Genomic DNA, 13,158 nt, shown 5'->3' on the forward strand with positions numbered 1-13,158 from the left:
TATAAATAACCCCATTAATCAGGAGGTGTCATCCCATGGCAACAAGCAACCCGCGCATTACCGTCCTTGGACTCGGGACAGGAGACGAAGATCAATTAACTTTAGGCGTATGGAAGAAGCTTCAACTAGCTGCAAAATCACAAGCGAGGCTATTCCTGCGGACGAAAGATCATCCGATGGTACAACTGCTGGATGCCAACTCCATGCCGTACGAAACGTTCGATACGAATTACATGTCGAATGAGACGTTCGAGGGAGTGTATGAGTCCATTGCGGAAGAATTAATCACGGCAGCGAAAGGCCATGCGACTGAAGTGCTTTACGCTGTCCCTGGTCATCCCATGGTAGCGGAGTATACGGTGCAACTTCTGAAACAACGCTGCCCATCTGAGGGTATCGAACTGCAAATCACAGGTGGAGAAAGCTTCTTAGACCAAGCCTTCTTACGATTTGGCTTCGATCCGATCGACGGCTTCCAGTTGCTGGATGCGACGAGCATCAGTCGCTATGCATTAAATCCACAGCTGCATACGGTGATTGGGCAAGTATACGATACGTACACAGCCTCTGATTTGAAAATCAGCCTGATGGATGCCTATCCAGACGAGTATAAGGTCGTTGTTGGCCACTCCTTGGGGGTGGTGGGTCAGGAGCAGATCATCGAAGTACCGCTCCACGAGCTAGATCATGTCAAAGGTTATGGCAATCTGTCGCTAGTATGGGTGCCACGCAGTGAGCAGGAGGGGCCGTACAATCGGACATTTGGTAAGCTGCATGAGATTGTTCAGATCCTGCGAAGCCCAGAAGGTTGTCCGTGGGATCGTGAACAGACACATGAGAGTCTGCGCAAGAATCTGATTGAGGAAGCGTACGAAGTGCTGGAAACCATTGATGAAGATGATCCGGATCACATGTGTGAGGAGCTTGGCGATTTGCTTTTACAAGTCATGCTGCATGCGCAAATGGAAGAGGAGATCGGCACGTTCTCCGTGTATGATGTGATCGCTACGTTGAATGAGAAGTTAATCCGCCGCCATCCGCATGTGTTCGGGGAGTCGAAAGCAGATGATGCTGATGAAGCGTTAGTCAATTGGAATGCAATTAAGGTCGAAGAGAAGCGAAAGAAAGGCATCGATGTTACGCAGCAGTCTGTGCTGGATGGCATTCCGCGAGAACTGCCGGGCTTGATGAAGGCAATGAAGCTTCAGAAGAAAGCGGCGACGGTTGGTTTTGACTGGACAGAGCTTGATGATGTGCTTGCTAAGGTGGAAGAAGAGCTCGTTGAGCTGCGAGAGGCGATTGCGCTAGGGKCGGAAGACGGGGCTCAGCAGCGTCGTGACGAGTTGGGGGATGTCCTCTTCTCTATCGTCAATGTTGCTAGATTCCTTAAAGTAGACCCTGAAGAGGCCCTAGCACAAACGAATCGGAAATTTATGCAAAGATTTTCATATATTGAGGAACAGCTACGTTTAAAGGGCTTATCTTTTGAACAAACTGGGTTATCAGAGATGGAAGTTTACTGGCAAGAAGCAAAAAAAGTTATAAAACTTGATCAACAATAGAAGGATTTTGCCGAAAAAAGCAGAATACTAGACTTGTTGCAAGGTATAATCATGAAATGTAACCACAGTTGGTACATAGAAGACCTGATCTTCAAACATTTTGGGAGGTAAAGAAAACACATGAACAAAACAGACTTGATCAACAACATCGCTGAAAAAAGCGGACTTACTAAGAAAGACGTAGAAGTTGTCCTTAACGGATTCCTTGGTGAAGTGACAGACGCTCTTTCATCCGGAGATAAAGTACAATTGATCGGTTTCGGTACATTTGAAACTCGTAAGCGTTCTGGCCGTACAGGTCGCAACCCGCAAACGGGTAACCCAATCGAAATCGCAGAATCCAATGTTCCTGCTTTCAAAGCGGGCAACAAGCTTAAAGATGCTGTAAAATAATGCGTATCGATAAATTTCTCAAAGTATCTCGTCTGATCAAACGCCGTACAGTTGCAAAGGATGTGTCCGACCAAGGACGCGTGTGGATTAACGGTAGGGACGCTAAAGCGAGTACGCATGTGAAAGTTGGAGATGAGTTATCCATTCAGTTCGGTCAAAAGAAAGTGACGATTCGCGTTGAACTTTTGACAGAGTCGACCCGTAAGGAAGACGCTGCGCAGATGTACACGCTGCTGAAGGAAGAGCCCCTCCAATCCGAATAACGCATAACGATGAAGTAGCCTGGGATTCCTGCAGAGGGGATTTCAGGCTGCTTTTTTTGTAGGCATAAGATGCAAGGCTTGGTTCTAAAAAAGGACATCCTCCCATATCGTAAGATTAGGTGAAGGAGGGGTACAGGCCATGATTGAACCTGTGAAAAACAGCAATAAAAGGCAAGAAATTAAGATGCTGAATCGCAAGCTCTTGGAAATATCAGGAGTTTTGAACGTAGAAAGTTTTGATAGCGAAGAATTCCTCCTAGAAACGGAAATGGGCTACTTGATGATTAAGGGGCAAAATTTGCACATCAAGAACTTGAGCTTGGAGCAAGGATTAGTCGCCATTGAAGGTATTATTCATGAATTAGCCTATGTGGACGGGAATACCCAGGAGAAATCCAAAGGGTTTCTTGGTAAGCTATTTAAGTGACGCTTCACGTTCAATTTCAGACGATTTTCATGATGTTCCTGAGTGGAATTTGCATAGGGGCTCTGTTCGATATTTTTCATGTGCTCTCGGGCAAGCTGCGGTTGCCACGATGGACCATCCCAATTGTAGATAGTATCTATTGGATTGTGGCGATAATCCTKGTGTTCAAGATGCTTATTTACAGTAATGAAGGACAAGTTCGTATTTTTATTTTCCTTGGAATGGGGATCGGAATTTGCTTCTATTTCGCTCTTCTTAGTTCGCTAGTCATTCGAATAACGCTCATTCTCATACGAATTATTGTGGCGATTTACCGCTTCCTTATGAGGACTGTCGAAATTATCATCATTAAACCGATAATTGGCATATATCGTCTAACGGTGATAATTTTAGGCTTTTTGCTAGCGGTAGCTATATTCCTTTACAGAATTGTGCTACAATTGCTCTATCCTATGTGGAGATTATTCCTCTGGATGACTAAGCCTGTGCATAAGTACTTGGTGATCCCTGACTGGTTGAAGAAACTGAAGGGACGCATCATTGCGCTTTATCGCAGGATATTCTCGAAGTAGGAGGATTTCCTATTCATGCATGCTCAAGCAACCGTTTCAACCAAGCGCATCAGTCGGGAAGGCTCGAAGCGAAGACTGCGTATCCTTTTGATCATTGTCTTATGTTTTCTGAGCTGGGCTGCTGTTAACATCTGGGGGCAGTTCGCCAAGCTGCACGAGAAGAAAAGTGTCGTAGCGAATATGGAACAACAACTCGTCGAAGCACATAAGATAAATGCCCTCACGACGAAGGAAATCGCACGGCTGCATAACGACGAATATTTGGATCAGATCATTCGCCGAGACTTTCATTACAGTAAAACGGGAGAGACGCCATTAAGTGTCTCGAAGTCGCAATAAAGAAACGTTATGAAGAAGTGGCTAATGCCGTGTTGACCGTGGTTTCTGCATCGGTTATAATCGGCGTAGCCAGTGTTTTCAACATTTTAAGGGAGGAACATTTTACTTTATGGCAATTGAAGTTGGCACCAAGTTAGAGGGAAGAGTGACGGGGATTACTCACTTTGGAGCATTCGTCGAGCTTGCTGAAGGAGTTACCGGTCTTGTTCACATTTCGGAGATCGCGGACAATTATGTGAAGGACGTTAATGACCACTTGAAGTTGGAAGACAAGGTAACGGTCAAAGTAATTAACGTGGACAAGGATGGCAAGATCGGACTGTCGATCAAGCAAACGATTGACAAGCCAGTTGAGGAAAGACCAGCTCGTCCTGAACGTACAGGTGGCAGCAGCTATCAAGGTCGTCCTAGTGGAGATCGTCCAAGCGGCGGTTACCAAGGTGGTCGTCCAAGCAGCGGTGGAGACCGTAGTGGTCCTCCAAGCGGTGGTCAAGGTGGTAGTGGCGGTCGTCCAGGTGGCGGCGGTGGCTTCAATCGTGGCGGCGGCGGTGGTGGTCGCGGCGGCTTTAACAAGCAGCAGGGCGGAGCTAGACCGTTTTCGTTCGAAGATAAAGTATCTCGTTTCCTAAAAGATAGTGAAGAGCGGATTTCGTCCTTGAAGAAGAACACCGAGTCCAAACGCGGTGGCCGAGGCGGAAGAAGAGACTAATAGATGCAGATGATGAACCACATTCGCTCCGGCGAATGTGGTTTTTTCTTTGTCATACATGACTCATGTGCGACAAGTCCGGCAAAAACAATGCGAATCAATCGACATGGAGTTACGGGTATCTCCCTCATATGCAGGTCGAAGTTTCGAGGTATTCAGACTTCTGGAAACGTTTTCAGTATAAGGAACCCAGAGCAGGCAAGGGCTGGGACCTGTTGACAAAGACATCGGGACATGTCGGAAATTTTTTTGAATCTATCAACTCATTCTGACAAACTTTCTGCTAGATTGTCTCTATACTAGAGTAACAAATAAKGGAAGAAATGGATGGTGTTCGAGAATATGCAAAGACGAAGCTTAGGCGCGGTGATGGGTAGCGGATGGTCGGGAATTTGGCAGAAAACAAAAGTAGGCGTTCACAGTGCAGCTGTGGAGAATCGATGGGTACAAGCTTTTGTTGCTAAGAAGTGGTCGTTACTGCTCATCGTTATGGGCTTCTTGCTCGGTCGGGCGATGATTCTGGAACAGTTATCACCATTTGCTTTGGCGTTTGTCGCAGTCATCTATTTTACAAGAAAGGATATCTTGCATTGGGTGGGTATTGCTGCATTTGCAGGTAGCTTGCTCGCAGTGAATGGAAACACCGGTTATCTGGTGACAGAAATTATTATCTTCCTAGGGATCCAGAAGGCACTTGAGAAATATGAACGATCTGACGTTTCGTTAGCTCCGATCCTCGTATTCAGCTCAACGTTCCTCGTACAGCTCTTTGCGGAGTTGGTTGTTTCTAACTTGACGTGGTACTCCTTGATGATGATTGCCGTTGAAGCGTTGCTAAGTTTGGTGCTGACGCTCATTTTCATTCAAGCGATCCCTGTATTTACACTTACCCGCAAGAACTATCATCTGAAACATGAGGAGATTATTTGTTTAATTATTTTACTGGCTTCGGTCATGACGGGTACGGTTGGTTGGCTTGTGGGTCCTGTCACGATAGAGCATGTGCTATCTCGTTATTTGATACTCCTGTTTGCGTTGGTAGGAGGAGCACCGTTCGGGGCATCCGTCGGTGTTGTTACGGGGCTTATCCTGAGTCTTGCGAATAGCAATGCGATTTATCAGATGAGTTTGCTTGCTTTCTCTGGTATGCTTGCAGGTCTCCTTAAAGAGGGGAATCGCTTGATGGTTGCGTTTGGGATGCTGATTGGATCATCTATTCTATCTTTCTATATGGGTTCTAGTGTGGATATGATCAATTCGGCGTGGGAATCTCTTGCGGCTGTTGCCCTGTTCCTGCTTACGCCGCGCAGCGTGATTCTCATGCTTGCTAAGTATGTGCCTGGTACCCAAGAGAATCTGAAATCGCAGCAGGATTACGCGAAGCGTGTGCGGGATGTGACGGCTGGACGCGTAGAGCAGTTCTCTGAGGTGTTCCGCCAGTTGGCGCGCAGCTTTAAACAGCTAACGACGGAAGATGAAGTGAGTCGTAAGGAGGAAGATGTCGGACATTTCATGAATGCTGTCACCCAGAAGGCGTGTGAGTCTTGTTGGAAGAAGAGCCAGTGCTGGGATCAGAAATTCTATCAGACTTATACGTATATGACGGATATGATGAGCCAAATCGAGACGAAGGAGAGTATGACGAAGAAACAGATTCCGCCTGAGTGGAAGAAGGTGTGCATTCGTACGGAACAAGTGCTAGATGTAATGAAGCAGCAATATAGTCTATATAAGAATGACAGGCATTGGAAAAAGCAGATCATCGATAGCCGGCACCTTGTTGCCGACCAACTATCAGGAGTTTCGCAGGTCATGGAAGACTTAGCGAAGGAAATTAAAAGGGAAGGACAGGAGTTGTTCCTCCAAGAAGAGCAAATTCGTAATGCCCTAGAGGAGCTGGGCTTATCTATTCATACCATCGATGTGATTTCCTTAGACGAAGGCAACATCGAAATCGAAATCATCCATCAATATACGAAGGGATTCGATGAATGTCGTAAGATCATCGCGCCGCTTCTGAGCGAAATCATCGGCGAGAATGTCGCCGTGATGCGTGAGGAAATGCACACGCGCGGCGAGGGCTACAGCACGGTCGTATTCGGCTCCGCCAAGGAATACGAGGTGGAAACCGGAGTCGCCGGCGCTGCCAAGGGAGGCGATCTCTTCTCGGGCGACAGCTACTCCACGGTGGAGCTGGGCAATGGCAAGTATGCCGTTGCGCTGAGCGACGGCATGGGGAATGGCGAGCGAGCCCGCGCGGAGAGCGAGACGGCGCTTAGCATCCTGCAGCAGCTGCTGCAGTCGGGCATGGACGAGAAGTTGGCGATCAAGTCGCTGAACTCGGTGTTGATGCTGCGTTCATCGGATGAGATGTACGCCACGGTGGATATGGCCTTGATCGATATGTACAATGCTAATACGACATTCATGAAGATCGGCTCTACACCAAGCTTTATTAAGCGCGGCACGGAGGTTATCCCGATCTCGGCAAACAATTTGCCGGTAGGCATCTTGAGCGAGATTGATGTTGATCTGGTCTCCATTCCGTTGCAATCAGGAGATATCCTAGTCATGATGACCGATGGTATCTTTGATGCCCCGGGCCATGCTGTGAACAAGGAGATGTGGATGAAGCGGATGATTCAGGAAATTGATACGACGTTACCGCAGGATTTCGCGGATTGCTTATTGGAGCGTATTTTCCGTCATCATCATGGGGAAATTCAGGATGATATGACGGTTGTTGTAGCACGTATTGAGAAGCGGCAGCCGGAGTGGGCAACGTTCCGTTGGCCGGGTATTACACGTATGGAGCGTCCGAAAACAGTTAGTTAAAGGTTCTAATAAGCCGTGCCGGCTCATTTGCCGGCGCGGTTTTTCAGTCGAGAAGGGCGGTTAGCTGAATGATCAGGAGGATGTTTGCCATATTGCTCATACTTCTGGGTGTATGTCTGTTTCTGTATCCCACGATAAATGATCGATATGAAAGTTATCAACAACATCAGATTTTGAAGCAATGGCAAGACAATATGCAAGGAATGGATCAGTTAATTGGAGAGGAAAATGAGGAGGTACTTGCCGCAGGAGTTTCGAATTCACCCGTTGGGGGTGACGTGACTTCCTCAGCAGATGCAAGTGTATTGCCCAACGAGCCATTGGTGTCTGAATCCGCAAAGCCCACAAGCATGAGCGACACGGTTGTGAAGGTTGCGGCGACAGCAAAGCCTCCCCCTGCGAAACTAAAGAACATGGAAGGGGTTCTAACTATTGATAAAATTGATTTGAAACTCCCCATTCTATCTGGTGCGACCATGGATAATATGAAAATCGCAGTTGCTAGTATTGCGAATACAGGAAAAGCTGGCGCAATAGGTAATTATGCGATTGCTGGGCATCGGAATTTGACGTACGGTAAGAATTTTAATCGCTTAGATGAAGTTGTCCCTGGTGATGTAATAGAAGTAGATACAGGGAGTAGCAAATTCGTTTACCGTGTAGAGGAAAAGTTATATGTTCTACCTACGGATGTGTGGGTCTTGCAAAGCAAAGATAGCAATCGGGAAATTACATTAATTACGTGTGATCCCATGGTGGACCCGACGCATCGCCTTATTGTGAAAGGGAAATTAGTTGAATAGTTAGAAGTTCACGTATAGAAAGGATGGAAATGACATATTTTCAATACATGCTATATTTTTCGTTGTTCAATATGATACAATTTGTATCATAACCTTTTTGAGAGTACTTTTCTTGCCTATGACAAGGTACATACCTGAAATGGAGGTCTAAACAAAGATGGTGAAGAAACAAACGAAGGCTATGCTAATTGCGCTCTTGATGTTTATGCAATGCCTTTATGGGATTACCCTTTCAAGCCAGGTGAATGCAACTGAGATATCGGGCAGCATCCTAGATAGTGTTACATTAGCGGTATACGATAGTAACGGTCAAGTTGTAACGGGTAATGTGTATGACCAGAATGCACAAGCGAAGCTGGATTACACCTGGTCTTTGCCAAATGGTCATGGCTATCATAACGGAGATACATTTACTTTTACGCTGCCGCAGGAGTTTGTGTTATTCAACAATGTAAGCGGTGCCCTTGTCATAGATAACAGTTCAACAGTAGGGAATTTCCATGCCGATAAAGATAGTCATCATGTGGTGATTACATTTAACGAGTTTATTGAGAGTCATGATGATTTGAAGGGAACGTTGAGCTTCCTTACGCAATTCAATAAGAGTCAAATTACAGGGACTACGGAACAAACGATTGTGATTCCAATACGTAGCGGCGATCAAATATTTACCATAAAGTTCAAGCCTAACGTAGATTCAACGATTAGTAAATCTGGTGCTCCTCTAAGTTATAATGCGAAGTCGATTGATTGGACAGTGGATGTGAACAAGACGTTGGATACTGTTCAGGATGCCGTTGTTACGGATCCGATTATCCAGGGATTAGCTGTTCCTGTGACGGTTGCCGTTTATCAATTAAATGTGCAACTCGATGGGACGGTCATACAAGGGGTGAAATTGGACAGTAGCAGCTATGCGGTGAGTACCGAGGGTGGGGTTCTTCGTGTTCAGTTTACGGAGAGTCCAATAACGTCTGCATATCGTATTCAATTTTCAACACCAATTACAGATATGTTCAAGACTTCCTTCACGAATACAGCCAGTTTCTCTGGATCTAACAAGGAACCTGTTCAAGCTTCTTCAACAGTTAGTGTATCACGTGGGAACATGCTGATGAAGGAAGCGACGAAGTATGATCCAATAACTCAGACCATGGAATGGGCTATCTTATATAACGCTGGAGAAGAGGGGATCTCTCAATCTGAGGCCGTACTAACTGATTTATTTGATAATATTCATCAGTTGGTGGGAGGAACAATTCATGTATATAAGGTGACATTGAACAGCAGTGGTGTACCAACACTCGCCGGCGAAGTGCCAACGGATAAATATACGGTTTCCTTACTTACGGGAGAGGGGAAAACAGGCTTTAAATTGCAATTTCTAGAAGACATCTCTTCTGCGTATAAAATCATCTATAAAACGAAAGCAACAGGTCCCATATATGAGGATGGAATTCTTACTAATAAGGTAAGCACAGGAGAAAATAGCAGCACTACGGCTACCAAGCCATATACGCAAGTTGGTATTGTAAAGACGAGAGGTGATGTTAACTATCAATCGAAGATAGTGGGATGGCAAATCGTCATTAATGGTGACAGTCAGGAAATGGATCACGTCGTTGTAACAGATACATTTCCTAGTAAGGGACTACGGTTGATACCAGACTCCTTAGTCGTAAAGAAAGGGAATGTTATCCTTACTAGTCCAGCAGACTACACCCTTGATAGCAGTATTGGCGCAGATGTTGGATTCACCCTGACATTTACCGATCCGATTTCTCAGCCTATACAAATTACTTATGATACTGCGTTCAACCTTGAGTTAGCACTTCCATTGGGCAGTGCAAATGTATTCACCAATCAGGCGACAATCGACTGGATTAGACAAGAGCAAGCGCATACGAAGACAGTGACAGCGGAGTTCAATCCCTACAACGAAGTGAAGAAAAATGGATTTAAAAGCGGTACTTATAACGCAGTGAATAAACAAATCACTTGGAGTGTAGGGATTAATTACAATGGCAAAAGCATTTCCGAAGCCAAAATTGAAGATATGTTGGAGTCTGGTCAGACCCTGCTTGAAAACTCGTTAGTTATTCATAAAATGCTCATCGCTCCAAGCGGAGGCCATTCGCTAGGTGATTTGGTGGATCCTGCAAAGTACCACTATGAGGTTACGCCTCAGAAAAAACTTATCATTACTTTTCTTGACCCCATTTCAGAGGCTTATACGATCGATTTTATTACAAGCTTAGAGAACCAGTTGATAACCAATCGGGTGTTGAATACAGCGAAGCTATTTGATGGCTCAACCCAAGTGTCTAAAGATCTTACAGCAGCTGTTAATATCCCTCATGGTGGGGAATACGTGAGCAAGAACGGTTCACAGAACGGTGATAAGATCAACTGGCAGATTACCGTTAATCAGGGGCAATCGAAGCTAACCGATGCGGAAATATTCGATACGCCATCTAGCAATCAAGTGTTACTGTCGGATTCATTTCATTTGTTCAGTATGAAGGCAGCTGCCAATGGTGATTTAACCAAGGACATTGAATTAGTAAAGGGAGTTGGCTACACCGTTGATATTCAAACAGATGCAACAGGGAATCAGACGTTCCGTTTAAAATTCAAGAGTCTGATCTCGACAGCTTTTGTGTTGGAATATCAATCTGTCATAGCGGCCCGCGATCAGGAATCTATCACCAATGCTGTCAGTTTCAGCGGAAATAATGTACAAACGATTACAAAAGAAACCGTCACAGACATTGTGGTAGGCGTATCCTCGGGTTCAGGCACAGGAAATGGTGTCCGCGGGTCCTTAGAAGTGAAAAAGGTAGATTCTTCTAACAAAGAGTTACCTCTAAGTGGAGCAATCTATGAGCTTTACCGGAAGTCTGGTGAAACGAAGAATTTAATTCAAACGCAAACGACGAATGAAGCAGGTATTGCCTTTTTCCGAGGCTTGCTTGCAGGAGACTATGTGATTAAGGAAACCACAGCACCAAGTGGGTATACTCTAGATGGAAGTGAGCATCCATTTACACTACAACCGGCAGAGAATAAAAAGGTGACGTATACGAATAGCAAAACGCCAGCATCGACACCAACACCAACATCGCCGCCAACATCGACACCGACACCACCGCCAACATCGACACCATCATCAACACCGACACCGACACCAAGTATAACACCAAGTCCTTCTATTACGCCGTCATCTAAGCCTTCACCACCGGCTGCGACGGTGCCGTCACCTAAACCTTCCGCTCCTGGTGTGGTGGCTCTTCCCACTATGGAGCCTGCAACATTGCCGGTAACGGGTGAGTCTAGCCATCTCTATGTCAAGCTTGCTGGCTTAACTTTCGTGCTGTTTGGTATGATGTTAGGAAGGAAAGTTCGGAGGAGACGCTAACTTAATCGCGATTGACTAACGCTACAAATAAGCAGGGGGATGCCCCCTGCTTATTTGGTTCTTAACATATGCTTTATAGGATAAAATCGAGTAAATACCTTTCGTAATCCCTACCTGCAAGATGATTAGACACTCTCACAAATGGAAAAACTAGGATATGAAACTACTAGAGAGCGAATCTTATCGGTCAGGGAGGCAGAAGATTATGATGAAACAAATTTTATTAATTACAGATGGTTGTTCCAATGTTGGCGTAAGTCCCGTGATAGCAGCGGCACAAGCACAAGCAGAGGGTGTTGCTGTGAATGTCATTGGTGTGATTGATCATGGGGAGTTAGGCGTGCTTGGCTCAGAAGAGATTCGAGAGATTGCAGCAGCAGGCGGTGGCATGAGTCGGATTGTTAATTCCGAACAACTATCGCATACCGTGCAAATGATGACTCGGAAAACCGTTAATGCAACCATCCAGCATGCTGTGGGCAAGGAACTGCAAAGTATATTGGGGATTTCACAATTAGAGCAATTGCCACCAGAGAAGCGAGCTGAAGTCGTACAAGTTATTGATAATATGAGTGAAACCACGTCGCTACGTGTTGCTCTTTTAATAGATGCAAGTGCTAGTATGAAGCCGAAGCTTGCCGCGGTACGTGAAGCGATTCATGACCTTTTGCTTAGTTTAAGAGCCCGAAGTGGCGTGAGCGAGCTTGCTGTATTCCATTTTCCATCTGCCAAATCGAGTGATCAGGAACTAGAAATGGATCATGGTTGGACGAATCAGCTTGCAAATGTCGACAAGATGTTCTATAAAATAAACATGAAGGGTACGACACCAACCGGTCCAGCATTGCTGCAAACGTTGCAGTTCGTGACAGAGAAGCCTTTCTCACCAAAGACGACTGAGGAAGGGATGCTGAGTGACTACGTGGTATGATGAGGCCTTTCGCCCAGGGGCTGTAATTAAGGGGAAGTGGAATGGCCACGTGTATGTGGTCGAACGCTTATTAGGTGCAGGCTCCAATGGCATTGTTGCTCTTGTTCGAAGGGGAAACGCTAGATTTGCGCTTAAAGCTGGATATGAAACGGTTGACCATCAGTCAGAGATCAATTCCTTACTTGCTATTTCAATGAAAGAGAATTCTTTTAAGAACTTTTTGATTGATTCAGATGATATGATGGTTCAAGGGAAAGGAATCTCCTTCTATGTCATGCGATATATTGAGGGAGTGACTCTTTCTGAATTTATACATAAGCGGAGTCAAGACTGGATATATGTGATCGGCACGAACCTATTGCGGAAGCTCACTGAAATCCACAGGAGTGGGTATGTATTTGGAGACTTGAAGGTCGAGAATATGATTGTTTCTAACTATGGCGATGTGGACCTCATTGATTTCGGGGGCGTATCACCCAAGGGACGAGCGATTAAACAATTAACAGAAGTCTACGATCGTGGGTTTTGGAATATGGGGGAGCGGGTTGCGGAGGAAAGTTACGATCTATTTTCATTTGCTATTTTACTATTAAAAACACTAGATCACCGCAAACGCTTCGCTGGCTTTATCAAAACTCTCCCTCAAAACCGAGAGTTAGATCAATTAACGTCAATAATGCGGGAAAATCCAGTTGCTGCTCAGTTGGCACCTTTTCTGAATAAAGCTTTGCGCGGCGAGTTTAATACGTCGGAAGAAGCGATTGTGGAATGGAAAAAGCTGATTGCAGGTAAGAAGGTCGCACAGTCGACGCTGAAAATGCCATGGCTTAAAATATGTTTTGCTGCATCTATTTTTATTTGTGGAGCAACGATATATATGTATTGGTAGCGCAGGGGAAGAAAAGG

At 45.4% G+C, this 13,158-nt stretch carries 12 protein-coding genes; all 12 read left to right on the forward strand.

Annotated features, from left to right (window positions below; translation table 11 throughout):
* Positions 1-35: 35 nt before the first annotated feature.
* The 12 genes from yabN (at position 36) to AC1DLM_RS22590 (ending at position 13,141) form a co-directional block, all read left to right on the forward strand.
* Positions 36-1,562: a bifunctional methyltransferase/pyrophosphohydrolase YabN gene (gene yabN, locus AC1DLM_RS22535; RefSeq protein ID WP_477571250.1), complete on the forward strand. Its 1,527-nt coding sequence runs from the start codon at positions 36-38 to the stop codon at positions 1,560-1,562.
* A gap of 120 nt (positions 1,563-1,682) precedes the next feature.
* Positions 1,683-1,955, forward strand: coding sequence for an HU family DNA-binding protein (locus AC1DLM_RS22540; RefSeq protein WP_028557378.1), 273 nt, complete (start codon positions 1,683-1,685; stop codon positions 1,953-1,955).
* Positions 1,955-2,218, forward strand: a complete 264-nt coding sequence (locus tag AC1DLM_RS22545; RefSeq protein WP_171629519.1) for an RNA-binding S4 domain-containing protein — start codon at positions 1,955-1,957, stop codon at positions 2,216-2,218. Before AC1DLM_RS22540 ends, AC1DLM_RS22545 begins: the two co-directional genes overlap by 1 nt.
* A 139-nt stretch (positions 2,219-2,357) precedes the next feature.
* Positions 2,358-2,645 (forward strand): sporulation protein YabP, encoded by a 288-nt coding sequence (gene yabP / locus AC1DLM_RS22550; protein ID WP_056617955.1) that lies wholly within the window; start codon positions 2,358-2,360, stop codon positions 2,643-2,645.
* Positions 2,642-3,217 (forward strand): spore cortex biosynthesis protein YabQ, encoded by a 576-nt coding sequence (yabQ, locus tag AC1DLM_RS22555; RefSeq protein ID WP_477571251.1) that lies wholly within the window; start codon positions 2,642-2,644, stop codon positions 3,215-3,217. Before yabP ends, yabQ begins: the two co-directional genes overlap by 4 nt.
* Before the next feature lie 15 nt (positions 3,218-3,232).
* A complete protein-coding gene (locus AC1DLM_RS22560) occupies positions 3,233-3,556 on the forward strand; it encodes an FtsB family cell division protein (protein ID WP_171629517.1) in 324 nt (107 codons plus the stop codon).
* 109 nt (positions 3,557-3,665) lie between these two features.
* Positions 3,666-4,265, forward strand: coding sequence for a S1 domain-containing RNA-binding protein (locus AC1DLM_RS22565; RefSeq protein WP_057313299.1), 600 nt, complete (start codon positions 3,666-3,668; stop codon positions 4,263-4,265).
* A gap of 342 nt (positions 4,266-4,607) precedes the next feature.
* Positions 4,608-7,100, forward strand: coding sequence for a stage II sporulation protein E (spoIIE, locus tag AC1DLM_RS22570; RefSeq protein WP_477571252.1), 2,493 nt, complete (start codon positions 4,608-4,610; stop codon positions 7,098-7,100).
* A 92-nt stretch (positions 7,101-7,192) separates the two neighbouring features.
* Positions 7,193-7,903 carry a class D sortase gene (locus AC1DLM_RS22575; RefSeq protein WP_477571253.1) on the forward strand — a complete coding sequence of 237 codons (711 nt, stop codon included), beginning with the start codon at positions 7,193-7,195 and terminating at the stop codon, positions 7,901-7,903.
* Between the two features lie 157 nt (positions 7,904-8,060).
* Positions 8,061-11,321 carry a collagen binding domain-containing protein gene (locus AC1DLM_RS22580; protein WP_441991525.1) on the forward strand — a complete coding sequence of 1,087 codons (3,261 nt, stop codon included), beginning with the start codon at positions 8,061-8,063 and terminating at the stop codon, positions 11,319-11,321.
* Between the two features lie 208 nt (positions 11,322-11,529).
* Positions 11,530-12,252 (forward strand): vWA domain-containing protein, encoded by a 723-nt coding sequence (locus tag AC1DLM_RS22585; protein WP_477571257.1) that lies wholly within the window; start codon positions 11,530-11,532, stop codon positions 12,250-12,252.
* Positions 12,236-13,141 (forward strand): protein kinase domain-containing protein, encoded by a 906-nt coding sequence (locus AC1DLM_RS22590; RefSeq protein WP_441991526.1) that lies wholly within the window; start codon positions 12,236-12,238, stop codon positions 13,139-13,141. Before AC1DLM_RS22585 ends, AC1DLM_RS22590 begins: the two co-directional genes overlap by 17 nt.
* Positions 13,142-13,158 lie beyond the last annotated feature (17 nt).

It is taken from the genome of Paenibacillus sp. 01T442, assembly GCF_056398345.1.

What these genes read in the sequence shown, in the direction of transcription:
- AC1DLM_RS22540 (WP_028557378.1), top strand. Translation starts at nt 1,683, where the DNA reads ATGAACAAAACAGACTTGATCAACAACATCGCTGAAAAAAGCGGACTT.
- AC1DLM_RS22585 (WP_477571257.1), top strand. Translation starts at nt 11,530, where the DNA reads ATGAAACAAATTTTATTAATTACAGATGGTTGTTCCAATGTTGGCGTA.
- yabP (WP_056617955.1), top strand. Translation starts at nt 2,358, where the DNA reads ATGATTGAACCTGTGAAAAACAGCAATAAAAGGCAAGAAATTAAGATG.
- AC1DLM_RS22565 (WP_057313299.1), top strand. Translation starts at nt 3,666, where the DNA reads ATGGCAATTGAAGTTGGCACCAAGTTAGAGGGAAGAGTGACGGGGATT.
- AC1DLM_RS22560 (WP_171629517.1), top strand. Translation starts at nt 3,233, where the DNA reads ATGCATGCTCAAGCAACCGTTTCAACCAAGCGCATCAGTCGGGAAGGC.
- AC1DLM_RS22545 (WP_171629519.1), top strand. Translation starts at nt 1,955, where the DNA reads ATGCGTATCGATAAATTTCTCAAAGTATCTCGTCTGATCAAACGCCGT.
- AC1DLM_RS22580 (WP_441991525.1), top strand. Translation starts at nt 8,061, where the DNA reads ATGGTGAAGAAACAAACGAAGGCTATGCTAATTGCGCTCTTGATGTTT.
- spoIIE (WP_477571252.1), top strand. Translation starts at nt 4,608, where the DNA reads ATGCAAAGACGAAGCTTAGGCGCGGTGATGGGTAGCGGATGGTCGGGA.